The 21756-nt window shown below is 72.3% G+C and carries 22 protein-coding genes; 10 read left to right on the forward strand and 12 right to left on the reverse strand.

The window, feature by feature from the left end; translation table 11 throughout:
• Nucleotides 1–161 precede the first annotated feature (161 nt).
• A complete protein-coding gene (locus ACWC21_RS38195) occupies nt 162–1214 on the reverse strand; it encodes a glycoside hydrolase family 5 protein (RefSeq protein WP_450888953.1) in 1053 nt (350 codons plus the stop codon).
• Between the two features lie 204 nt (nt 1215–1418).
• On the opposite strand from ACWC21_RS38195, the gene ACWC21_RS38200 reads away from it, so the two are divergent.
• A complete protein-coding gene (locus ACWC21_RS38200) occupies nt 1419–2468 on the forward strand; it encodes a LacI family DNA-binding transcriptional regulator (RefSeq protein WP_450888954.1) in 1050 nt (349 codons plus the stop codon).
• A 12-nt stretch (nt 2469–2480) separates the two neighbouring features.
• On the opposite strand, the gene ACWC21_RS38205 is transcribed toward ACWC21_RS38200, so the two are convergent.
• On the reverse strand, nt 2481–3326 hold the full coding sequence (locus ACWC21_RS38205; RefSeq protein WP_450888956.1) for an LLM class flavin-dependent oxidoreductase: 846 nt from the start codon (nt 3324–3326) through the stop codon (nt 2481–2483).
• A gap of 538 nt (nt 3327–3864) precedes the next feature.
• Here ACWC21_RS38205 and ACWC21_RS38210 point away from each other — a divergent pair.
• The gene (locus ACWC21_RS38210) at nt 3865–4791 is read left to right on the forward strand and encodes an aldo/keto reductase (RefSeq protein ID WP_450888958.1); all 927 of its coding nucleotides are present in this window, start codon (nt 3865–3867) and stop codon (nt 4789–4791) included.
• Nucleotides 4792–4803: 12 nt separating this feature from the next.
• Here ACWC21_RS38210 and ACWC21_RS38215 read toward each other — a convergent pair whose 3' ends face one another.
• Together ACWC21_RS38215 and ACWC21_RS38220 are read right to left on the reverse strand one after the other, a co-directional pair.
• Nucleotides 4804–5709 (reverse strand): oxidoreductase, encoded by a 906-nt coding sequence (locus ACWC21_RS38215; RefSeq protein ID WP_450888959.1) that lies wholly within the window; start codon nt 5707–5709, stop codon nt 4804–4806.
• A 262-nt stretch (nt 5710–5971) separates the two neighbouring features.
• The gene (locus ACWC21_RS38220) at nt 5972–6925 is read right to left on the reverse strand and encodes an SDR family NAD(P)-dependent oxidoreductase (protein ID WP_450888960.1); all 954 of its coding nucleotides are present in this window, start codon (nt 6923–6925) and stop codon (nt 5972–5974) included.
• Nucleotides 6926–7099: 174 nt separating this feature from the next.
• On the opposite strand from ACWC21_RS38220, the gene ACWC21_RS38225 reads away from it, so the two are divergent.
• Complete coding sequence (locus tag ACWC21_RS38225) at nt 7100–7837, forward strand: maleylpyruvate isomerase family mycothiol-dependent enzyme (RefSeq protein ID WP_450888962.1); 738 nt, start codon at nt 7100–7102, stop codon at nt 7835–7837.
• Here ACWC21_RS38225 and ACWC21_RS38230 read toward each other — a convergent pair.
• A complete protein-coding gene (locus tag ACWC21_RS38230; protein ID WP_450888964.1) occupies nt 7823–8227 on the reverse strand; it encodes a MarR family winged helix-turn-helix transcriptional regulator in 405 nt (134 codons plus the stop codon). The genes ACWC21_RS38225 and ACWC21_RS38230 overlap by 15 nt on opposite strands.
• Nucleotides 8228–8312: 85 nt before the next feature.
• On the opposite strand from ACWC21_RS38230, the gene ACWC21_RS38235 reads away from it, so the two are divergent.
• Together ACWC21_RS38235 and ACWC21_RS38240 are read left to right on the forward strand one after the other, a co-directional pair.
• The gene (locus ACWC21_RS38235) at nt 8313–9809 is read left to right on the forward strand and encodes an MFS transporter (protein ID WP_450888966.1); all 1497 of its coding nucleotides are present in this window, start codon (nt 8313–8315) and stop codon (nt 9807–9809) included.
• Nucleotides 9810–9883: 74 nt separating this feature from the next.
• Nucleotides 9884–10168, forward strand: coding sequence for a DUF6332 family protein (locus ACWC21_RS38240; RefSeq protein ID WP_450888967.1), 285 nt, complete (start codon nt 9884–9886; stop codon nt 10166–10168).
• Here ACWC21_RS38240 and ACWC21_RS38245 read toward each other — a convergent pair.
• From ACWC21_RS38245 to ACWC21_RS38255, 3 genes are all read right to left on the reverse strand, one after another.
• On the reverse strand, nt 10129–10794 hold the full coding sequence (locus ACWC21_RS38245; RefSeq protein ID WP_450888969.1) for a response regulator transcription factor: 666 nt from the start codon (nt 10792–10794) through the stop codon (nt 10129–10131). The genes ACWC21_RS38240 and ACWC21_RS38245 overlap by 40 nt on opposite strands.
• Entirely contained in the window at nt 10791–12023 is a 1233-nt protein-coding gene (locus ACWC21_RS38250; RefSeq protein ID WP_450888971.1) for a sensor histidine kinase, read from the reverse strand. Before ACWC21_RS38250 ends, ACWC21_RS38245 begins: the two co-directional genes overlap by 4 nt.
• Nucleotides 12024–12121: 98 nt before the next feature.
• Entirely contained in the window at nt 12122–12808 is a 687-nt protein-coding gene (locus tag ACWC21_RS38255) for a TetR/AcrR family transcriptional regulator (protein WP_450888972.1), read from the reverse strand.
• A gap of 127 nt (nt 12809–12935) precedes the next feature.
• Here ACWC21_RS38255 and ACWC21_RS38260 point away from each other — a divergent pair, with 127 nt between their 5' ends.
• Entirely contained in the window at nt 12936–13391 is a 456-nt protein-coding gene (locus ACWC21_RS38260; protein WP_450888974.1) for a nitroreductase family deazaflavin-dependent oxidoreductase, read from the forward strand.
• Here ACWC21_RS38260 and ACWC21_RS38265 read toward each other — a convergent pair.
• Nucleotides 13381–14646, reverse strand: a complete 1266-nt coding sequence (locus ACWC21_RS38265; protein WP_450888976.1) for a geranylgeranyl reductase family protein — start codon at nt 14644–14646, stop codon at nt 13381–13383. The genes ACWC21_RS38260 and ACWC21_RS38265 overlap by 11 nt on opposite strands.
• 132 nt (nt 14647–14778) lie before the next feature.
• On the opposite strand from ACWC21_RS38265, the gene ACWC21_RS38270 reads away from it, so the two are divergent.
• From ACWC21_RS38270 to ACWC21_RS38280, 3 genes are all read left to right on the forward strand, one after another.
• Nucleotides 14779–16134, forward strand: a complete 1356-nt coding sequence (locus tag ACWC21_RS38270; protein ID WP_450888977.1) for a M20/M25/M40 family metallo-hydrolase — start codon at nt 14779–14781, stop codon at nt 16132–16134.
• A 62-nt stretch (nt 16135–16196) separates the two neighbouring features.
• Entirely contained in the window at nt 16197–16913 is a 717-nt protein-coding gene (locus tag ACWC21_RS38275; RefSeq protein WP_450888978.1) for an MBL fold metallo-hydrolase, read from the forward strand.
• 10 nt (nt 16914–16923) lie between these two features.
• Complete coding sequence (locus ACWC21_RS38280) at nt 16924–17985, forward strand: protein kinase family protein (RefSeq protein ID WP_450888980.1); 1062 nt, start codon at nt 16924–16926, stop codon at nt 17983–17985.
• Here the strand turns inward: ACWC21_RS38280 and ACWC21_RS38285 are convergent.
• The 3 genes from ACWC21_RS38285 to ACWC21_RS38295 all read right to left on the reverse strand — a co-directional run bounded on the left by ACWC21_RS38285 (nt 17958) and on the right by ACWC21_RS38295 (nt 19580).
• The gene (locus tag ACWC21_RS38285) at nt 17958–18131 is read right to left on the reverse strand and encodes a hypothetical protein (protein ID WP_450888982.1); all 174 of its coding nucleotides are present in this window, start codon (nt 18129–18131) and stop codon (nt 17958–17960) included. The two genes, ACWC21_RS38280 and ACWC21_RS38285, sit on opposite strands and share 28 nt — an antisense overlap.
• Before the next feature lie 79 nt (nt 18132–18210).
• Complete coding sequence (locus ACWC21_RS38290; RefSeq protein WP_450888983.1) at nt 18211–19254, reverse strand: NUDIX hydrolase; 1044 nt, start codon at nt 19252–19254, stop codon at nt 18211–18213.
• 134 nt (nt 19255–19388) lie between these two features.
• Nucleotides 19389–19580: a hypothetical protein gene (locus tag ACWC21_RS38295; RefSeq protein WP_450888984.1), complete on the reverse strand. Its 192-nt coding sequence runs from the start codon at nt 19578–19580 to the stop codon at nt 19389–19391.
• A gap of 286 nt (nt 19581–19866) precedes the next feature.
• Here ACWC21_RS38295 and ACWC21_RS38300 point away from each other — a divergent pair.
• A partial coding sequence (locus ACWC21_RS38300; RefSeq protein WP_450888985.1) for an AAA family ATPase occupies nt 19867–21756 on the forward strand: 1890 nt, incomplete at its 3' end.

Here is a 21756-nt window from a genome sequence, read left to right on the forward strand (position 1 = left end):
GGCCTTCCCTCCGACGGGAAGTCAGGACGGCGAATCCGGCAAATCGCCCACCATCGGTGTGTACACCTCGGCACCGCCCGGGGGCCGAACCGGTCCCCGGGCGGTGCCGGGATGTGCGGTGCGCGGCCGGGGACCGGTGGGTCCCCGGCCGGGCGGCCGGGTCAGGGCCGGACGGGCTTGCCGTGCCCCCAGCCCCAGGCGAGCCGGTCGGCGCCGGACTGGTTCGTGGTCTCCAGCCAGGGCCGGGAGGCGGGGCCGACCAGCTTCTGCATCGAGTAGATGTCGTCGGTACGCAGCCCCGGCCAGTAGACGGAGCCCATGCCGAGCTTGCGGAACGTGTCGGTGTCGGCCTGGATGAAGTTGATGAAGTTGTTGTCCGGGGCCGGGTGGTCGTAGTCGAGACCCGTGGTCATCGGGGCACCGAACTCGTCGGCCACGGTCCGGCCGGCGCAGTCGCCGAGGCGCTCCTTGAGGTCGGACACCCACTGGTCGTAGGTGGCGTAGTCCTTCCAGAACCCGTAGTGGTGCAGCGACAGATAGGTGCCCTTCAGGCGCGGGTCGGCGCAGACGGAGGTGACGTGGTCGTTGTAGCCGGCACCGCTGACGAAGACCCGGTTGCGCGGGACGGCGGGGTAGGTGTCCAGCCACTTCGCGGCTATGTCGGCCCACTGGGTGTCGGTGTAGCCGTGCGGCTCGTTCATCGGCTCGAAGTAGACCCGCGAGTTGCCCTTGTAGGCCTTGACCACCGTGTCCCACATCGGCCAGTAGGTGGCGGTGTCGTCGATGAAGCCGTCCTTGTTGGCACCCGTGCCCTCCCAGTAGGAGACGATGACCTTGAAGCCCTTGGCCGTCGCCGCGTCGATGACGCCGCGGTACGACTTCCAGTACGCGCCGTTGACGGTGTACGGGTTGATGGGCAGCCGGACGGTGTTGGCGTCGAGGTTGGCGCGGAACGCCGAGATGATCCGGCTCGCCTTGGCGTACGTCTGGGCGTAGGTGTCGGAGGTCGACAGGCCGGACAGCTGCAGGTAGTCGTCGGCGTAGTTGTCCCGCGGGTCCGCCCAGTTGACGCCCCGGAACTGGCTGGTGCCGGTCGGCGCGGCGGAGGCGGGGCTGCCGGCCAGGGTCGCACCGCTGACCGCGGCGATCGCCACCGCCACGCAGGCGGCACGCGCACGGTGGTGGAGGCGGTTGGTGGCGGGGGTCTTGCTCATCGACGTGCCCTTTCCGGAGATGGCGTCTCAGCGCCTCGCATGTTTACGTAAACATGACCTGCCGTCGTGGGGGATGTTTACGTAAACTCGGCGGCGCCGGAATCGTGGCATCCGCCTCAGCGGCCGTCAAGATTTCTCACGCGTAACATCCGGTGCATCGCGCAACAGACCCCCGGGGGCGGGGAACGGGTCGAGGAGGCACGAGTGGTCGAACGGGGCGGCTCCGGTGTTCCGGGCGGGCGCCGGAAGCAGCGGGTGTCCATGGCCGACGTCGCCAAGCTCGCAGGGGTCTCATCCCAGACGGTCTCCCGGGTGTCGAACGGCCATCCCGGGGTGATCGGCTCGACCCGGGAGCAGGTGCTCGCGGCGATGCGGGAACTGGGCTACCGGCCCAACAGCGCGGCCCGCGCCCTACGGTACGGCCAGTTCAACACCATCGGCGTGATCCTCTTCAGCCTGTCCTCGACGGGCAACAGCCGCACGGTGGAGGCGATCGCCACGCAGGCGGCGGCCGAGGGGTACGCGATCACGCTGATCCCCATCGACGTCCCGACCCAGGACAACGTGCTCGGGGCCTTCACCCGGATGGGAGAGCTGGCCGTCGACGCCGTCATCGTCATCATGGAGATCCATCTCCTCGACACCGGCACGGTGCAACTGCCGCCCGGAGTGCACGTGGTCGTCGTGGACTCCGACGCCGGCGACCGCTACGGCGTGGTCGACACCGATCAGGCCGACGGGGCCCGGAAGGCCGTCCGGCACCTGCTGGACCTGGGCCACCGGACCGTGTGGCACCTCACGGGGCCCGAGACGTCCTTCGCCGCCCAGCGCCGCACCCAGGCCTGGCGCGCGGCACTGGAGGAGGCCGGACGCCCCGTGCCGCCGCCGCTGCACGGGGACTGGTCGGCCGAGTCGGGCTACGCGGCCGGCCTCGCACTCGCCCAGGAACCGGAGTGCACCGCGGTCTTCGCCTCCAACGACCAGATGGCCCTCGGCCTGCTCCGCGCCTTCCACGAACGCGGCCGCTCCGTGCCCGGCGACGTCAGCGTCGTCGGCTTCGACGACATCCCCGACGCCGCGTTCTTCGTGCCTCCCCTGACCACCGTGCACCAGGACTTCGCCGAAGTGGGCCGCCGGTGCGTCCGCAAGGCCCTGGAGCAGATCCGCACCGGCGGGGGCTCACGGCCCGGGACGGACCTGGTGCCGACGACCCTGGTGGTCCGGCGCAGTACGGGGGCGGCGCCGCCGAGGTGACCGGAGGGTCCGTCACAGGACGTCGGCGAGGCGGTCCACCTGGTCCGGGTCGAGGCCGTAGCAGTAGAGCATGACCTCGTCGGCGCCGAGGTCGGCGAAGGCGGCGACGGCCTCGCGGATCCCGGCCGGCGTGGTGAGCATGCCGGCCACCATCCGGTCGGGCATGCCGGTGAAGCTGTAGTACGCGTGCATGTTGGCCCGGGCTTCGCGGATCACGTCCTCGGAACCCAGCGCGACGTTGACCTGCGCGACGATACGCGGCTCGCCGTCGCGGCCGTACTCCTGCCAGAACCTGCGGGCGGTGTCGAACAGCCCGCCTGCCCAGGAGGGTGCCGCGGCGGCGAGGAAGCCGTCACCCCAGCGCGCGACGCGTTCGATCGCGGCGGGCTTGAAGCCGCCGAAGAGCACCTCGGGACCGCCGGGCCGGGCGGGCGCGGGACCGATCGGGCCGATGCCGTCGCCGTACGGCTCGCCGGACCACAGACGGCGCATCACCGCCATCTGCTCGTCGAGGCGTCGGCCCCGGGTGCGTATGCCGGTGCCCGTGGCCTGGTGGTCGTCGTCGCGGCCGCCGACGCCCAGGCCGAGGACCAGACGGCCGCCGGTCATCCGGTCCAGGGTGGCGGCCTGTTTGGCGAGCAGGGCGGTGTCGCGCAGCGGGGCGAGCAGCACCTCGGTCTGGACACGGATGCGGGAGGTGGCGCCCGCGAGGACGGCGAGCGCGACCAGGGGCTCGGGGTTGTCGTAGACCATCCGGTCGAGCAGACCGAGCGTGCTGAAGGGGCCGGCGTCGGCGCGCCGGGCCCAGGTGAGCAGGGTGGCGGGGTCGCCGATGGGCAGACCGATACCCACGTTCATGGGGAAACCTCCGAAAGGAAGGGTCGACAAGGACTGCTGCCGCCCCTCCGGCACCTCAGCGAGGTGGGACGCTCCGCCCTGCGGCGTGCTTCTGGGAACGTCTCGTCGAAGTGCCCTGACTTTACGGTGGGTTGTTCCGGCTGGACAAGCCGATTGAGGCCGGCCCCGGCAGCCGACGGGGTGTCCCGTCCTCGCCCGTGCTCAGCGCCGCGCCGGGCGGCAACACGCTGATGTCCCGGGACTGCGTCCGGCGCCTCGGGTCTCGCTCTGCTCAGGTGTCCGCGGGGTTGTCTTCCGGCGACTCCGGCGACCAGGTGCGCGCACGGGTCCTCGCCCGGTTCGCCCGGCCTGCTAGAGTGACGACACACGTAAGCCTTCTCGGTGCGGACCGCGATCCGCCGAGGAGGCTTTTCTCATGCCCGGGCAAGCGCGTCCCGGCGCGGGCGGACCCGGTCGAATCCACCCGCCCGACGCGGGCCCCGTGTCAGTCGCGTGTCCGACTCGTTCCCTGTCCCAGCCACAAGAGGAGCCCCTAGTCATGAGCCGACGAGCGACCCCTGCCGCAGCCGCCGGTACCTGGCGACTCGGTGACCGGGTCGTCAACCGTCTCGGGTTCGGCGCGATGCGTCTGACCGGGATCACGCCCTTCGGCGGTGGCGCACCACGTGACCGCGAGCAGTCGATCGCCGTACTTCGGCGAGCTGTCGAGCTGGGTGTGAACCACATCGACACAGCCGCGTTCTACTTCACGGCGACGCGGTCCGCGAATGAGCTGATCAACCGCGCCCTGGCACCGTACCCGGAGGATCTGGTCATCGGGACCAAGGTCTGGCCGAGCCGCGACTCCTCGGGCGCATGGTGGTGGGCCACACCCGCCCAGTTGCGTGGCCAGGTGGAGGAGAACCTGCGGCAGCTCGGTCGGGATCACCTGGACGTGGTGAACCTCCGTGTGCCACCGAGCCGGCGGACAGGTTCGGTCAGCGATCACTTCGGCGCGCTGGCCGAACTGCGCGACGCCGGAATGATCCGGCACCTGGGCGTCTCCCACGTGACATCCGAGCAACTGACCGAGGCCCTCGCCATCGCCCCTGTCGTCTGCGTGCAGAACCCGTACGGAATCGGCGCGTCCGACGAGGACCGGGCGCTGCTGCGCCTCTGCGGCGAACTCGGCATCGCCTTCGTTCCGTTCTTCACGATCGCCGGTTCCGGGCGCGAGGCGGGGCCCGCGGCCGAGGACGGTGAGGAGCTGCGGGCCATCGCCGGCGCACACGGGGTTTCCGTCGCACAGGTCCGTCTGGCCTGGACCCTGCAGCAGGGACCACATGTACTGGTCATCCCCGGAACCGGCGATCCCGGCCACCTCGCACAGAACGTCGCGGCCGGCGCGCTACGGCTCTCGGAGGAGGAAGTGACGCTCCTCGCCTCGCTGCGGCCGGCGGCGCACCGTGGTCCCCACCGGCCCTGACACGGCAGAGGCTCAGGCGGTGCCCTCGTCCGGCTTGTCGAGGAGGGCCAGCTCCGCCTCGGTCAGGCGCAGGGCTCCGGCAGCTGTGTTCTGGGCCAGGTGCGCCGGGTTGGTGGTGCCGGGAATGGCCAGCACGTGCGGACCGCGGTGGAGGGTCCAGGCGAGCCGTATCTGCGCCGGTGTCGCGTTGTGCGCGCGGGCGACGCGATGGACGCGCGCGTCGTGCTCCTGGTCTGCGGCCGCCTCGCGCCGCAGCCCGGAGAGCGCGAAGAACGGGACGAAGGCGATGCCCTGCTCCCGGCAGAAATCCACCAGCCCGTTCTCGTCAGCGCGGCGGCAGTCCAGGCCGTAGGCGTTCTGCACACAGACCACGGGCGCGATCTTCTGGGCCTCGGTCACGTGCTCGGGCAGGACAGCGGAGAGTCCGAGGTGCCGGACCAGGCCGGCCCGGCGGAGCTCGGCGAGGGCGCCGAAGTGCTCGGCGACCGAGGCCGTAGCCGAGCCGCCGGCGCGCAGGTTCACCACGTCGAGGTGGTCCCGGCCGAGCTGGCGCAGATTCTCCTCGACCTGGCCACGCAGCTTCTCGGGTCGGGCCGTGGGGAGCCACTCGCCGGAGGGATCGCGCGCCGGGCCGACCTTGGTCACCACGACCACGTCGCCCGACCAGGACGAGAGGGCGCGATTGATGAGCTCGTTCGCGGATCGCAGCGGCGAGAAGTAGAAGGCGGCCGTGTCTATGTGGTTGACGCCCTGCTCGAACGCGCTGTGCAGCAGATCGACGGCGCCATCACGGTCGATCGGTGTGCCCCCGGAATTGCCCAGCATGCCATTGCCCGTCAGCCGCATCGCGCCGTAGCCGATGCGATTCACCTCCAGGTCGCCGAGCTTCCAGGTCCCTGCTGACGCCGCTGCGCTCACCGTGCTCCTCCACCCGTCGGTTCGTCAGGTCCCGGAGTATGGGGGCGTCACGGTGTCCCGCGACAGGCCGAAGCACTGGGCGAAACCTCACATCGGCATCGGGAACCGATCGTTCCCGCACAGCCGTTGGAGTTGACGGAGAGTGTCGGTCAGGATCAAGGCTCCAGACCTCGTCCGGCCGACGGCAGTGGCGGTGCTGCCCGGCTTCGTGACCGGACGGTCGGGCGGCCGACGCCCGAGCCGTCGTCCACCGCGCCTGTCCTCAGAGAACCCCTGGGTCGGCGCCGGTCAGGTGACAGCTGACGTCCCACAGCCGGGCCGCGACCGAGAGGTCGGCGAGATGGCTCCACACCGGCTCGCAGCGGGGCCTGCCGCGCAAGGAGAACATCCGCGGGCCCCAGACCTGCCCTCCGCGTACCGCCGGGTCGAGTACCGCTCGCACCACCGGCCACGCCCCGGCGTCCTTGCCCTGGACGACGAGGGCGGCGGGTGCCGCGCGCAGGCCCTCGCCGGCCGTGCGCACATGCACCGGAGGCCGCGACGGAGTGAGGGAGTCCAGGGCGCCGCCCGGATGCGCCACGACGCTCGTCACCGTGCTGCCGACGGCCCGCAGGCGGCGGTGGAGTTCGAGGCCGAAGTACATCTGCGCCAGCTTGGAACGCCCGTAGGTGCGCTTGGGCCGGTAGTCCCGCCGGGACTGGAGGTCGTCGAGGTCGAGCCGTTCGGACTTCGCCGCGAAACTGCCCACGGTCACCACGCGGGCCGCCGGCGCGGCCGAGAGCAGGGGCATCAGACGGTGGGTGAGCGCGAAGTGCCCGAGGTGGTTGGTGCCGAACATGAGCTCGTGGCCGTCGGCGGTCGCCCTGCGCGGCGGGGCGTCGAGTGCCACGCCGGCGTTGTGGACCACCGCGTCCAGGCGGTCCGTGTCCAGGGATGCCACCACCGCTCCGAGCGACGACAGGTCGGCGAGGTCCAGCCGTACGGCTCGCACCCGCGCGCCGGGCACCCGCGCGCGGATCGCGCCCATGGCGGCTTCCGCCCGCACGGGATCGCGGCTGCCCAGCACCACGGTGGCCCCGGTCGCCGACAGCTGCTCGGCGGTGAAGTACCCGATGCCGGCGTTGCCGCCGGTGACCAGGACGAGCCTGCCGTCGGCCCGGGGCAGGCGCCGTACGTCCCAGGGTGCGGCGAAGGAATCGGACGGCTCGGACGGCATGGCGCAGGCTCCCTTGCTGCTGGGGTACGGGGTCGAGGACGCTCCCGGGGAGCGGCTCGCCGCCCACACTCCCAGCGCCCACCGACACATCGCCTACGGATCACCGACAGCCCCGGTGGACGGCCCGGCGAAATACGGTGCCGTCCCACCCCGCCCCTCCGGCACACTGCCCCCATGGACACAGCCGACCACCTACACGTCCTGGACCACGAGGGCCGTCTGCTCGCCGAGGCCGCCGCCAAGGCGGGCACCGATGCGAAGGTGCCGACCTGCCCGGGGTGGCAGGTGCGGGACCTGCTGCGGCACACGGGCGCGGTGCACCGCTGGGCGGCGGGGTTCGTCGCCGACGGGCTCGGCGAGCCGCGTCCGCCGGAGGACGGCCCCGCCCTCGACGGGGACGAGCTGGTGAGCTGGTACCGCGACAGTCACCGGCGGCTCGTCGGGACCCTGGCCGCCGCGCCGCCCGACGTGGCGTGCTGGACCTTTCATCCGGCGCCGTGCGCCTCGCCGTTGGCCTTCTGGACGCGGCGGCAGGCGCACGAGACGACCGTCCACCGGTACGACGCGGAGTCGGCGGCCCCGGGCACGGCGTCCCGGATCGCCACCGACTTCGCCGTGGACGGCATCGACGAGCTGCTGCGCGGATTCCACGCCCGGCCGAAGAGCCGGGTCCGGACCGACCGGACGCGTGTTCTGCGGGTGCGGACCCTGGACGCGGACGCGGTGTGGACCGTACGGCTGTCCGACCGGGCGCCCGTCGCCGGCCTCGGCGAGTCGGGGGACGCGGAGGCGGAACTGGCCGGTCCGGCCGATCAGTTGTACCTGGCGCTGTGGAACCGGCTGCCCGTGCCCAGGGTGACCGGCGACGCCGCGCTCGCCACCCTCTGGCGCGAGAGCTCAGCGATCGGCTGAGTCGGTCAGCATCCGTGTCAGCACCGCGCGCTGCACCGGCCGCACCTCGCCGTGCAGCGCGCGCCCCTTCTCGGTGAGGGTCACGCGGACGCCTCGCCGGTCCTCGGCGCACATGGCCCGCTGCAGGAGCCCGTCCTTCTCCAGGCGGGCGATCAGGCGGGACAGAGCGCTCTGGCTGAGGTGGATGCGTTCCGCGATCTCCTGCACGCGGTAGGTGCAGCCACCGTCCGCCGCGGAGCCCTCGGAGAGCAGGTCGAGCACCTCGAAGTCGCTGGCGCACAGGCCGTGTCCGTGCAGAGCACGGTCGAGTTCGCACTGGGTGCGGGCGTGCAGCGCCAGGATGTCCCGCCATTGGTTCACGAGCTCCCGCTCGGCCCTCTTCGCCGCCATGAACGCACGGTAGCAGAGAAACAGGTTTGTTGCATCGTAATTAAATGCGCTTGCATCTCATGCATACGCATGTAGTGTCTCCGGCATGACCTCTCCGCTCACCACCCCCGCGGCCCCGTCCCCGGCGGTCCGCTGGACCCCCCGGCTGTGGGGCACCCTGCTGGTGCTCTGCGCCGCGATGTTCCTGGACGCGCTCGACGTGTCGATGGTCGGCGTGGCCCTGCCCTCCATCGGCTCCGACCTCCAGCTGTCCACGTCGACGCTGCAATGGATCGTCAGCGGCTACATCCTGGGATACGGCGGGCTGCTCCTGCTCGGCGGCCGGACCGCCGACCTCCTCGGCCGGCGCCAGGTCTTCCTGGTCGCCCTGGGCGTGTTCGCGCTCGCCTCGCTGCTCGGCGGACTCGTCGACTCGGGGCCGCTGCTGATCGCCAGTCGCTTCATCAAGGGACTGAGCGCCGCGTTCACCGCACCGGCGGGCCTGTCCATCATCACGACGACCTTCGCCGAGGGACCACTGCGCAACCGCGCCCTGTCCATCTACACCACCTGCGCCGCCACCGGTTTCTCCATGGGCCTGGTGCTCTCCGGCCTGCTCACCGAGGCCAGTTGGCGTCTGACCATGCTGCTGCCCGCACCCATCGCACTGGCCGCGCTGCTCGCCGGAGTGAAACTGCTGCCTCGCAGCGCCCGCGAGAAGGACCACGACGGGTACGACATCCCCGGCGCCGTCCTCGGTACCGCCTCGATGCTGCTGCTGGTCTTCACCGTGGTGCAGGCGCCGCAGGCCGGCTGGGCGTCGGCCCGTACCCTGCTGTCCTTCCTGGCGGTCGCCGCACTGCTGACCGTGTTCGTCGCCGTCGAGCGGCGCTCGCCCGGCCCGCTGATCCGGCTGGGCGTGCTGCGCTCGGGGCGGCAAGTGCGGGCCCAGCTCGGGGCGATGGCGTTCTTCGGCAGTTACGTCGGCTTCCAGTTCCTGGTCACCCTGTACATGCAGTCCCTGCTCGGCTGGTCGGCGCTGCACACGGCGCTCGCCTTCCTGCCCGCCGGCGCTCTGGTGGCGGTGTCCTCGACCAAGGTCGGCTCGATCGTGGACCGGTTCGGCACGACGCGGCTGATCGCGACGGGCTTCGCCCTGATGGTCGCCGGATACGCCCTGTTCCTCCGCGTCGACCTCGACCCGGTGTACGCGGCGGTGATCCTGCCGTCGATGCTGCTGATCGGTGCCGCCTGCGCGCTGGTCTTCCCCTCGCTCAACATCCAGGCCACCAACGGGGTCGACGACCACGAGCAGGGCATGGTCTCCGGGCTGCTCAACACCTCGGTCCAGGTGGGCGGCGCGATCTTCCTGGCCGTCGTCACCGCGGTGGTCACCGCCCACGCCCCCGCCCACGCGACCCCGCAGGCCGTGCTCGACAGCTACCGTCCGGGGCTGCTGGTGGTGACGGGCATCGCCCTCGCCGGCTTCCTGGTCACCCTCACCGGGCTGCGCGGCCGTCGTACTCCGCAGCGGACCGTCGTGGTCGCCGGGTCCACCGTGGAGAAGGAGGCGGACGCGGAGCGCGTGGCGGTCCGCGACTGACGGGGAACGCCTCCACGCGTGCGCCCGGCCGGAGTTGTTTGCTCCGCCGGGCGCACGCCTGTGAAACTGGGGGGATGGACGGGTACGGGGGACGACGGAACAAGGCCGAGCAGGACGCCTGGACCGTCGAGATCGGGTACGCGCTGGTCAGCGCGGTGTTAGTGGCAGGGGTCGCGTTCGGGGCCGTCGGTGGGCCGGCCCTGCTCTTCGATCTGCCGCGCATGCTCTCGACGGTGCTGCTGCGCGTCGGCGGCGCGCTGGCGGCCGTCGCCTTCGTCGCCCGGGTGGTGGGTGTGCTGGTGAGCTTCCGGCAAGGGCATCAGCCCAGCCAGCCCGGGCGCACCAGCCCGGACTCGTAGGCCAGCACCACCAGTTGGGCCCGGTCCCGGGCACCCAGTTTGACCATCGTGCGGCTCACGTGGGTCTTCGCGGTGAGCGGGCTGACCACCAGGCGACGGGCGATCTCCTCGTTGGACAGGCCGATGCCGACCAGCGCCATCACCTCCCGTTCGCGCTCGGTGAGGGCGGCGAGCGTGTCCGCTGCCGCGGGCTCCTTGGAGCGGGCCGCGAACTCGGCGATCAGCCGGCGGGTCACGCCGGGCGACAGCAGTGCGTCGCCGCCGACGACGGCCCGCACCGCGCGCAGGAGTTCGTCCGGCTCGGTGTCCTTGACCAGGAACCCGGAGGCACCCGAGCGGATCGCCTCGAAGACGTACTCGTCGAGTTCGAAGGTGGTGAGCATGACCACCTTGACGTCCCCCAGCCCCGCGTCGTGGGTGATACGGCGGGTCGCGGCCAGACCGTCCAGCAACGGCATCCGGATGTCCATGAGGACGACGTCCGGGCGCAGTTCGCGGACCTTGCCGAGCGCCTCCTCGCCGTCCGCCGCCTCGCCGGCCACCTCGATGTCCGGCTGCGCGTCGAGCAGCGCCCTGAAACCCGCCCGCACCAGCGACTGGTCGTCGGCGAGCAGTACCCGGATCACTGGTCCTCCCTGGGGTGCGACGGCAGGACGGCGAGCACCCGGAAGCCACCGTCGGGGCGCGGGCCCGCCTCGATCGTGCCACCCAGCGCGGCGGCCCGCTCCCGCATTCCGGCGAGCCCGTTGCCGCTGCCGCCCGCCTGCGCACCGGTCGCGGGGCCGTCGTCGTCGATCACGAGCCGCACCACGCCGCCGTCGTGCTCGAGGCGCACCCGCGCGTGCCGCGAGACGGAATGGCGTACGACGTTGGTGAGCGCCTCCTGGACGATGCGGAAGGCCGCGAGGTCGGCGCCGGGCGGCAGACGCGGTGGTTCTCCCCCGACCTCGACGGTGAGGCCCGCGCTCGCCGCCTGTTCCACCAGTTCCGGCAGCCGGTCCAGGCCGGGCGCGGGGGCGCGGGGAGCGTCTCCGGGCGCACGCAGGGTGGCGAGGACCTGGCGCACCTCGCCGAGCGCCTCCTTGCTGGCGTCCTTGATGGTGGTGAGCGCCGCCCGCGCCTGCTCCGGATCGCTGTCCAGAAGGGCGAGGCCCACGCCGGCCTGCACGTTGATGACGGAGATGCTGTGCGCCAGGACGTCGTGCAGTTCCCGGGCGATGCGCAACCGCTCCTCGTCCGCGCGCCGCCGGGCCGCCTGGGCCCGGTCGGCGCGCTCGCGGGCCCACTGCTCGCGCCGCACCCGGGCCAGTTCCGACAGCGCGAGGACGGCCAGTCCCCAGGTGGCGACGACGATCTCCTGGCCGATGCCCGCGCCGTGGTCGTGCGGCGGGGGCAGCCTGCGGTACAGCCAGAGCGCGACCAGGAGGTGCCCGGCCCACAGCAGCCCCAGGGACGCCCAGGCGGCTCGGCGGTGCCCGGTGACGACCGCGCTGAAGCAGCTCACGACGACGGTCAGGTACACCGGCCCGTTGGGGTAGCCGGCGGCCAGGTAGACCAGGGCGGCCGTGGCGGTGCCGAACGCCACGAGCACCGGGTGCCGCTGCCGCCACAGCAGCAGGCCCGAGGCCACGAGCAGCAGCACGCGCCCGTAGACGTCCAGCGGTTCGCGGCCCGGCTGCTGGTGTTCGGCGAAGGTGGAACCGACCAGCACGAAGACGGTGAACGGCACGGTGGAGCGCCACGGCCAGTGCGGGCCCGGGGCTTCGGTGTCGTCCGGTCCGTGCCACCGGCCGGGCCACCGCCGCGGCCGGGCCGTTCGGCCAGGCCCCGACCGGTGCCCGCGCTGCTCTTCCATGACGGCCACGCTAGACGGAGGCGGGGCGGGCGGGCGTCCACCGGGCGTGGTGGCCCCCCGTACTCCCCGGGAAGTACGGCACCCCGGCGCGAGGGGATCTACCTCAGCCCCACTCCGTGGGCCAGCCCGGTCACCGCGTGCCGGAAGAAGGCCTCCCGGTCCTCCACCACCCGGTTGAACTGCCCGAACAGTTCGAACCCGACCAGCCCGAACAACTGCGCCCAGGCCGCCACCAGCGCGGTCGCCGCCTCGGCGGGCAGGCCGGGGGCGAAGTCGGCGACCATGCGTTCGGCCTCGGGGTGCAGTTCGGCGGGGAGGGGGAGGCCGGCGAGGCCGGGACCCCGGTGCGCGTCGCCGACGATGCCGATGAGCACGAGGCCCACGCGGGCGGCGGCCCGGACGGTGGTCTGGGGGGCGGAGTAGCCGGGGACGGGTGAGCCGTAGATCAGCGCGTACTCGTGCGGGTGGGCCAGGGCCCAGCGGCGCACCGCCTCGCACACGGCCGTCCAGCGGGCCACGGGAGCGGCGTCGGAGGCGGTGCCGTCGGCCTGTTCGGCGGCCTCGCCGAGGGAGTCGTAGGCGTCGATGATGAGTGCGGTCAGCAGGTCGTCGCGGCTGGGGAAGTAGCGGTAGACCGCGGAGGAGACCATGCCGAGTTCACGGGCCACCGCGCGCAGGGAGAGCTTGGCGGCGCCCTCGGCGGCGAGTTGTCCGCGCGCCTCCTCCTTGATGGCCGCGGTGACTTCGATCCTGGCCCGCGCGCGGGCGCCCTTTGCGGTGCTCATGGGCAGCAGTGTGCCAGAAGACAGAGCACCGCACACAAAAGAGAGCACCGCTCTTGCTTTTGATCGCCGCTCTCCCCCACACTGGAGTCAAGCGAGAGCACCGCTCTCCCAAACCGTGGGGGTCACCATGTCGTCGTCTTCGCCCTACTACCTCGAGGGCACCCCGATGCAGGTCCGTCTCAACAACGTGATCGGCTGGCTGGCCCGGCGCGGCCTGAGCCTCGCGGGTTCCGCGGAGTTGTCGGTGCGCGGCCGGACCAGCGGGCAGATGCAGCGGATCCCGGTCAACCCGCACACCTACGAGGGCGAGCAGTACCTGGTCTCCGCCCGGGGGCACTCCCAGTGGGTGCGCAACATGCGCGCCGCGGGCGGCGGGGAGCTGCGGGTCGGGCGGAAGGTGCGGGAGTTCACCGCGGTGGAGCTTCCGGACGCGGAGAAGCTCCCGGTGCTGCGGACCTATCTGGCGCGGTGGGGCTGGCAGGTGAACCAGTTCTTCAAGGGGGTCACGGCGCAGTCCTCCGACGAGGAGATCACGGCGGCCGCCGCCGATCACCCCGTCTTCCGGATCACCGTCAGGAAGTGACGGTGTCCTCCGGTGCGGCGGATTCCGGCGCTGCGGCGGCCACCGGGTTCCGCCGGTCCAGCGCGGTCAGGGCGCGCTGGGCCATCGGATGGGTGCGGACGAGCTCACCCAGCGACGTGGATCCCTGGGTGATGTCCTTGAAAGCCTTCCAGGCGGGGCGGAAGCCGGTGAGGGCCGCGTGGAACAGGCCGGGCCGGCGCTCGAACACGGCCAGCATCCGCCTGCCGACGGCCATCTCGACGCCGAGCCCCGCCTTGATCGCGAACGCGTAGTTCAGGGCCTGCCGACGGGTGTCCACGGCGTCGTGCGCCTCGGCGATCCGGACCGCCCACTCCCCCGCGAGCCGCCCCGACCGCAGGGCGAAGGAGATACCCTCGCGGGTCCACGGCTCCAGCAGCCCGGCCGCGTCCCCGCACACCAGGACCCGGCCGCGCGAGAGCGGGGAGTCGTCGGCGCGGCAGCGTGTCAGGTGTCCGGAGGAGATGCTCGGCTCGAAGCCGGCGAGCCCGAGGCGGGCGACGAAGTCCTCCAGGTAGCGCTTGGTGGCGGCGCCTTCACCGCGGGCCGAGATCACACCGACCGTCAGTGTGCCGCCCTTGGGGAAGACCCACCCGTAACTGCCGGGCATCGGCCCCCAGTCGATGAGGACCCGCCCCTTCCAGTCCTCGGCCACCGTCTCCGGCACCGGGATCTCAGCCTCCAGTCCCAGGTCGACCTGGTCAAGCTTCACCCCGACGTGCGCTCCTATGCGGCTGGCGCTGCCGTCGGCGCCGACCACCGCACGGGCGAGCAGCGTCTCGCCGCCCTGCAGGACGACGGCGACCGTGCGGCGGTCCGGCACCGCCGAGCCGTGCTGCTCGACCCGCGTCACGGTGACGCCCGTGCGCAGTTCGGCGCCCGCCTTCTGGGCGTGCTCGACCAGCTGCTGGTCGAACTCGGGCCGGTTGATCAGCCCGAACATCATCTGCTTGGAGCGGCGGGTACGGGTGAAACGCCCGTTGTTCGAGAAGGTGACCGCGTGCACCCGGTCCCGCAGCGGCAGCTCGAAGCCGGGCGGCAGGGCGTCGCGCGACGGGCCGATGATGCCTCCGCCGCAGGTCTTGTAGCGGGGCAGTTCCGCCTTCTCCAGCAGCAGCACGCGCCGTCCCGCGACCGCCGCCGCGTAGGCGGCCGAGGCCCCCGCGGGTCCCGCGCCCACCACGACGACGTCCCACACCCGCTGCACGTCGTCCGCCGAAGAATTCTCGCCGCTCACGATGGTCCGCTGCTCCGATCAAGCCGTCTGCCGCACCTGTCCCCCGCATCCTACGGCGGACGTCGCCGCAGGCCACTGTGGGAGGATCGGTGCACTCGCAGGTACAACGTCGCACCCACAAGGAGCGTGCCCATGTCGTCGAATCCGCTCGCCGAGACCGTCGCCGCCCTGATGCCCAGGGCGAGGGCGGAGCTCACCGAGCTGGTGGCCTTCAAGTCGGTCGCGGACTTCGACCAGTTCCCCCGCAGCGAAAGCGAGGGCGCCGCGAACTGGGTCGCCGACGCGCTGCGCGCCGAGGGCTTCGAGGACGTGGCCCTGCTCGACACCCCGGACGGCACCCAGTCGGTGTACGGGTACCTGCCGGGCCCGGAGGGCGCGAAAACGGTCCTGCTCTACGCCCACTACGACGTGCAGCCGCCGCTGGACGAGTCCGCCTGGGTCACCCCGCCCTTCGAGCTGACCGAACGCGACGGCCGCTGGTACGGCCGCGGGGCCGCGGACTGCAAGGGCGGCGTGATCATGCATCTGCTCGCGCTGCGCGCGCTGAAGGCGAACGGCGGTGTGCCGGTGCACGTCAAGGTGATCGCGGAGGGCTCGGAGGAGCAGGGCACCGGCGGCCTGGAGCGGTACGCCGAGCAGCACCCCGAGCTCCTGGCGGCCGACACGATCGTGATCGGCGACGCCGGCAACTTCCGCGTCGGTCTGCCGACGGTCACCACGACCCTGCGCGGGATGACGATGGTCCGGGTGCAGATCGACACCCTCGAGGGCAATCTGCACTCCGGCCAGTTCGGCGGCGCCGCCCCGGACGCGCTGGCCGCGCTGATCCGGGTCCTGGACTCACTGCGCGCCGAGGACGGCTCGACCACCGTCGACGGGCTCGCGCCCGAGACCTCCTGGGAGGGCCTCCAGTACGACGAGGAGCAGTTCCGCGCCGACGCCAAGGTGTTGGAGGGGGTCGGCCTGATCGGTGACGGCACGGTCGCCGACCGCATCTGGGCCAAGCCGGCCGTGACCGTGCTCGGCATCGACTGCCCGCCGGTCGTCGGCGCCACCCCGTCCGTGCAGGCCCGCGCCCGCGCCCTGATCAGCCTGCGGGTACCGCCGGGCGTGGACGCCGCCGAGGCGACCAAACTGCTCCAGGCCCATGTGGAGGCGCACACTCCGTGGGGTGCGCGGGTGAGCTGCGAGCAGATCGGCCAGGGCCAGCCCTTCCGCGCCGACAGCACCAGCCCCGCGTACCGGGCGATGTCCGAGGCGATGACGGTCGCCTACCCGGGCCAGGAGATGCAGTACGCCGGGCAGGGCGGCTCCATCCCGCTGTGCAACACCCTCGCGGTCCTCTATCCGGCGGCCGAGATCCTGCTCATCGGCCTGAGCGAGCCGGAGGCCCAGATCCACGCGGTCAACGAGAGCGTCTCCCCCGAGGAGCTGGAGCGCCTGGCCGTGGCCGAGGCGCACTTCCTCACGCTGTACGCGGCGGGCTGAACCGCTCTGCCCACGGCAGAGGGCCCTCGCCCCCGGACGGGGGCCCTGCCTACGGTCGGCGCATGGACGTCATCGAGCTCTCCCCCCGCCTGCATCTGCTGCGCTTCGCGGTCGGCCAGGCCTGTCTCTGGCGCGACGGCGACGAGTTGACGCTGGTCGACGCCGGGGCGGCCGGCTCCGGCCCGGCGATCGCCGACGCGGTCATCGCGCTCGGGCGGAAGCCGTCGGCCTTACGGCGGATCGTGCTGACCCACTTCCACTGGGACCACACGGGCGGGGCGGGTGAGCTGGCGGCCCTGACCGGCGCCGAGATACTGGCGCACGCCCTGGACGCACCGGTCGTCCGAGGTGAGGCCGCGGGCCCGCCACCGGTGTTCGAGGACTGGGAACGCCCGATCCACGCCGAGGCCCTGAAGCATCTGCCGCCGGTCGAGCCGGTGACGCCGGAGCACGTCACCGAACTCGCCGACGGCGACGTCCTCGACTTCGGCGGCGGCGCCCGGATCCTCCACGCCCCCGGTCACACCCACGGCAGCATCGCCGTCCATCTTCCCCGGCACCGCGTGCTGTTCACGGGCGACGCGGTGGCGGCGGCGCCGGGCACCGGGGCGGTGATGCTCGGTGTCCTCAACCTCGACCGGGCGCAGGCCGTCGCCTCCTTCCACCGGCTGGCGGACCTCGACGCGGACGTGGCCTGCTTCGGGCACGGTGATCCGGTCCTCGGGCGGGCATCGGCTGTCCTTCGCGAAGCGGCGGACACGTACGCGATGCCTGGCTGACCATGGCTGCATGTCCCTCCCCGCACGCCTCGCCGCCCATACCCGCATCGCCACCTCCCTGGATCTCCTCAGCGACCTGGAACTGGCCGAGCTGGTGGCGGCGGGCACACCGCTGGGCACCGGGATCGGCGGGAGCGCCGTGCGGATCACGGTCGAGGGCAGCGACGCCTTCGTGAAACGGGTGCCGCTGACCGACCTCGAGCGGCGACCCGGCCACGTACGGTCCACGGCGAACCTCTTCGGCCTGCCGCCGCAACTCCACTACGGGATCGGCGCCGTCGGCAGCCCCGGCTTCGGCGCCTGGCGGGAGCTCGCCCTGCACACGATGACGACGAACTGGGTGCTGGCCGGGCACTTCCCCGGCTTCCCGATGCTGCACCACTGGCGGGTCCTGCCCGACACCGCGCCGCCCCTGCCGGACGAACTGGCGGCCCCGGCGCGGGTCGTCGCCTACTGGGGTGGCGGCGAGGGCATCGCCGATCGCGTCGCCGCCCTGCGCACGGCCTCGGCGAGCCTGACCCTGTTCCAGGAGCACATCCCGCACACTCTGCACGACTGGCTCGACGCCCGGCTGCGCACCGAATCGGCCGACGCCGCGTGCACCATGACGGCGGCGGGCCTGGCGGAACTCACCGACTTCCTCCACGAGCGCCGGCTGCTCCACCTCGACGCCCACTTCCGCAACATCCTCACCGACGGCCGGCGGCTCTATCTCACCGACTACGGTCTCTCGCTCAGCTCCCGGTTCCAGCTCGCCGAGGACGAACGCGGCTTCTTCGACCGGCACCGGGACTACGACCGCGCCTACACCACGTACTACCTGGTGATATGGCTCGTCACCGCCCTGTACGGGTACGGCCGTGAGCAACGCGAGGCCTATATCCGCGCCTGCGCCGAAGGAGAGCGGCCCGAGGGGATCCCCCGGGCCGCCGCCGCGTTGATCGAACGCCATGCGCCGCTCGCCGTGACCATGGGCGACTTCTGCCGGAGGCTGGAGCGGGTGAGCAGGGGGGCGCACTACCCGCACGCCGAACTGGGCCGCCTCTACAGCAGCGCCAGGCTCTCCGCGTAGTGGCACGCCACAGGGTGGCCGCTGCCCCGGTCGGTCAGGCCGGGCACCTCTTCGACGCAGGACCACGGGGCCTTGCTCGGGGCCGGTTGCCGTGAGGTGGCGAAGTCGGCCACGGGGTCACCGGAGTTGACGACGACGAGGAACACCAGCGAACGTCGAGACGATCAGTACGGGGATGGAGACGAGGATGCACCGCACGGTGTAGGCGCATGTCCTGCCGGAGCGTCAGCCGACCGGGGTGCCCGCCTCCAGATACAGCGCCGCCCCGCGCTCCCTGGCCCGCAGTGCCCAGCGCAGCCGCTCGTAGCGGACGGGCGGCAGCATGTCGGCGGCCTCCTGCTCGGTGACGAATCGCCAGTCGCGCAGCTCGGGTCCCGGCAGCAGCAGCCGCCCGGCCTCGGCGGAGTCCAGTCGCCCGCCGTCGAACAGGAACCGCAGCCCGCCGTAACCCGGGGGCACCGGCCGCTCCCAGTCCACGACGAGCAGCCTCGGTACGTCGTCCAGCCGTATCCCCGTCTCCTCCGCCACCTCGCGCATACCGGCCCGGGCGGGTGCCTCGCCGGGTTCGACCACCCCGCCGGGGAACTCCCAGCCGGGCTTGTAGGTGGGGTCGACCAGCAGCACCCGGTCCCGCTCGTCGAAGAGCAGGACTCCGGCGGCGAGGGTCTCCGCGGTGGGCTCCGGGGTCTGCACGATGTCGCAGACCGGCACCTCTCCGCCGCCCACGGCCTCGGCGAGCCGGACGGCCGTCTCGTACGGGGTGAGGTCGCTGGTGTCGACGGGATGGGCGTCCGCGCTGAGCCACGCGGCCAGGGCCGCACGGTAGGGCTCGATGTGGTCGTACGACCACTGCCTCACCCGCATCTCGCCGTCGGTGAGGTCCGGGGGGACCTCACGTCCTGCTATTCGCTTACGCAGGATCGTTTCGGCCGGAGCGAGGAGGATGTGCCGCACGGCGATACGGCGAGCGGCGAGGCCGCCGAAGATCTCATCACGGTACTCCTGGTGCAGCAGGGTCATGGGTACCACGAGGGTCCCGCCGAGCTCGGCGAGCATCGCGGCCGCCGTGTCGATCACGAGCCGTCGCCAGATCGGCAGGTCCTGGAAGTCGCCGACCTCGGCGAGGCGCTTGGGCGGCAGCAGGTGCGTGAGCGCCGCGCCGATGACCTCGGGGTCGAAGAGCGCACTGTTCGGGATCAGCTCGATCAGTTCCCGTGCGGTCGTGGTCTTCCCCGCACCGAAAGCGCCGTTGATCCAGACGACGGTCACGGACTCCCCCTCTTCTGTTGGCCCCCTGTGGCTTGCCCGCTCCACAGTGCCACGGAAACCACCGCCAGTAGAGGGCGCGGTCCCGCCGCCCCGTCCGACGGGACAGCGGCACCGCGCGGCGCGAGCGGACCGGACTACTGCTGGGACGGGGATTCGCCGTCCGGGGCGGAGCCTTCGTTGCCGATGCTCTTCTCGGCCGTGCCAAGGGTGTGGGAGACGTGCGGGTCACCGTGGACGTTGTGGTCCGCCGCCGGCGACGGGGTGACGGCGGCCACCACGAAGCCGGTGGCGAGGGAGGCGATGGCGAGCATGCTGCGCTTCTTCATGCCCGGATCAACTGCGCGGACGGGCCGGGGTCACGCAGCCGCCGCCGAAAGTGGAACGCCGGGCCGAGGCTGCACCCCTGCTGGCCGAACTGGACGACGAGGCCGCGTCGGGTAGCCCGGGCCCTGGCCGCCTGCTCCTGATCCGCCGCTGGTTCACCGACCACCTGCCCTCGCCGGCACCTGCGGTGGCGGCCGTCCTGTCCGAACCGGCGTTGTGCCGGTAGCCGGGGTGGCGGATAGTTGAGCGACGCTCTGCCAGGCCTGGGTGTGATGAGCCGGAGGTGCTGTGACCGGGATCTTCGTGGACCGTGAGAGTGAGCGGCAGCAACTGCTCGACCTGGCCGCGGCGGTGGCGAGCGGCGCCGGCGGCATCCGCTGCGTCGAGGGCCCCGCGGGAATCGGCAAGACGGCGCTGCTCAACGCCTTCCAGGAGGCGGCGGCGAGCATCCCCGGGGTGCGCATCTCGAAGGTCACCTGTCACGGTCAGATCGGCGCGCTCGTCCAGCGTGCCCTGTACGAGCGGCAGAGCGGGCAGCTGCGCCGCGACCGGCATCTGTCCGTGGCGGAGGCACTCGACCGACTGCTCCGCGCCGTGGCCGATCCCCCGCGGGACCTGCTGCTGGATCTCGGCCGGCACTATCACCTCGGAGGCGCCATGGAGCCGGCTGCCCGGCACAACTACCGCATGGCCATGGACCTCGCCCGCAGTGGTTCCTCGTTCGCCGAGGTCACCGCGTTGTGCACCCAGGCCATGCGCGATCTGCGGCGACTGCCGGGCGACGGTGGCGAGCACGACCGCCTGCGGCTGGGCATTCTAGAACTGCTCCTGGTGACTTCCGAGACGTACTGGGAGGCCTCGGACGGCGACGGGAACGGCGTCCTGGGGCTGGCCACGGAGGCGGCCAGGGCCGCCGACCGGGTGGGCGACGGGCCGCTGCGGGCGCGCGCCGCCTTCCTGCACGGCAAGATACTCCTGCACACGCGGGGGGCGGAGGCCTCGCTGCACGTCCTGGCCGAGGCGCTGGCGAGGACCGACAAGGAGACCGACCCGGTCGACTGGTTCCTGATCGCCGCCGAGTACGGGGCCCAGCTCACCCAACGCGACCTGGTGCGCGGAATGGCGCTGATGCACGAGGCGGAGGAGTTGCTGCACCGGGAGCCCCGGCTCCGCGACGCGCAGGATCCCGTGGTGCGGCTGATCGCCGACCAGCTCGAGCAGCATCTGGGAATCAATCACCTCGACGCGGGCGACCCGCACGGAGCGCAGGCACGGCTGACCGCCGTCCTGGAGCGGTTACGGGAGCGCGGTGCCACCGACCAGCTGCAGCCGCCGCTGAACTACCTGGCTCAGACACGGATAGCCCTGGGCGACTTCACGGGGGCGCGGGAGCTGCTCGAAGAAGCCGTCGGCCTGACCGCTCGCCCCGGCACGGAGGACTCCCCGGCCAGCGCCTGGCACGCGTACCAGGTGGCGCTGCTGGGCCATGTCGCGGTGCTCACGAACGACACGGACGGCGCGCTGGAACTGCTCCGTGCCTCGGTGGCCGAGGCCGACCGGTCCGGGATCGTGAGCATCGCCCCCCGAGTCCACAACTATCTGGCCCAGGCCCTGCTGGAGACCCGCCCCGTCGACGACCACCGCGTGGCCGAGGCGGAAGCGCTGGCGGCGGCGAGCGCCGAGAGCTGCCGGCGGGCCGGGACCACGCGCAGTGAGGTGGTCGCGTGGTCGCTGGTGGCCCGCGCCCGGCTGGCGCGGGGGGCGGCCCCAGGAGGCTCTGCGGGCGAGTACCGCCGCCGTGCGGATCCTCGAGGACAGCGGGGGGCGGATTCCGACGGTGAGCGCCGAGGAGATCTACTACCACCACGCACGGACGCTCTCCGCCACGGGCGACCGGGCGGGGGCGACGGCGTTCATGGAGCGCGCCTGGGAGGAGATCCGGTTCAAGGCGGGCTCCCTCACCGGCGCCGCACGCCGTCGCTTCCTGGACGAGGTGCCGGTCAACAGGGCGGTCGCGCAGGCTCTGGTACGCACCGAGTAGCCGCCGACCGGACGACCCGCCCACAGCCGGCGGTTCGGTCTGGTGCTGCGACCGGAAAGGTTTGCCGGGAAGCTCGCGGCGTCCGGTGCGGTGCCTCGCAAGGCGGAGCATCACCCGCGTACTGGATGCACTCGGGT

The organism is Streptomyces sp. NPDC001348, assembly GCF_053597535.1.

Bases quoted from the DNA above. Each gene is read 5' to 3' on its own strand.
- ACWC21_RS38255 (WP_450888972.1), bottom strand. From the start codon at position 12,808: ATGAGCACCGCAAAGGGCGCCCGCGCGCGGGCCAGGATCGAAGTCACC.
- ACWC21_RS38275 (WP_450888978.1), top strand. From the start codon at position 16,197: ATGGACGTCATCGAGCTCTCCCCCCGCCTGCATCTGCTGCGCTTCGCG.
- ACWC21_RS38195 (WP_450888953.1), bottom strand. From the start codon at position 1,214: ATGAGCAAGACCCCCGCCACCAACCGCCTCCACCACCGTGCGCGTGCC.
- ACWC21_RS38205 (WP_450888956.1), bottom strand. From the start codon at position 3,326: ATGAACGTGGGTATCGGTCTGCCCATCGGCGACCCCGCCACCCTGCTC.
- ACWC21_RS38240 (WP_450888967.1), top strand. From the start codon at position 9,884: ATGGACGGGTACGGGGGACGACGGAACAAGGCCGAGCAGGACGCCTGG.
- ACWC21_RS38270 (WP_450888977.1), top strand. From the start codon at position 14,779: ATGTCGTCGAATCCGCTCGCCGAGACCGTCGCCGCCCTGATGCCCAGG.
- ACWC21_RS38210 (WP_450888958.1), top strand. From the start codon at position 3,865: ATGAGCCGACGAGCGACCCCTGCCGCAGCCGCCGGTACCTGGCGACTC.
- ACWC21_RS38295 (WP_450888984.1), bottom strand. From the start codon at position 19,580: ATGAAGAAGCGCAGCATGCTCGCCATCGCCTCCCTCGCCACCGGCTTC.
- ACWC21_RS38220 (WP_450888960.1), bottom strand. From the start codon at position 6,925: ATGCCGTCCGAGCCGTCCGATTCCTTCGCCGCACCCTGGGACGTACGG.
- ACWC21_RS38225 (WP_450888962.1), top strand. From the start codon at position 7,100: ATGGACACAGCCGACCACCTACACGTCCTGGACCACGAGGGCCGTCTG.
- ACWC21_RS38280 (WP_450888980.1), top strand. From the start codon at position 16,924: ATGTCCCTCCCCGCACGCCTCGCCGCCCATACCCGCATCGCCACCTCC.
- ACWC21_RS38230 (WP_450888964.1), bottom strand. From the start codon at position 8,227: ATGGCGGCGAAGAGGGCCGAGCGGGAGCTCGTGAACCAATGGCGGGAC.
- ACWC21_RS38235 (WP_450888966.1), top strand. From the start codon at position 8,313: ATGACCTCTCCGCTCACCACCCCCGCGGCCCCGTCCCCGGCGGTCCGC.
- ACWC21_RS38260 (WP_450888974.1), top strand. From the start codon at position 12,936: ATGTCGTCGTCTTCGCCCTACTACCTCGAGGGCACCCCGATGCAGGTC.
- ACWC21_RS38250 (WP_450888971.1), bottom strand. From the start codon at position 12,023: ATGGAAGAGCAGCGCGGGCACCGGTCGGGGCCTGGCCGAACGGCCCGG.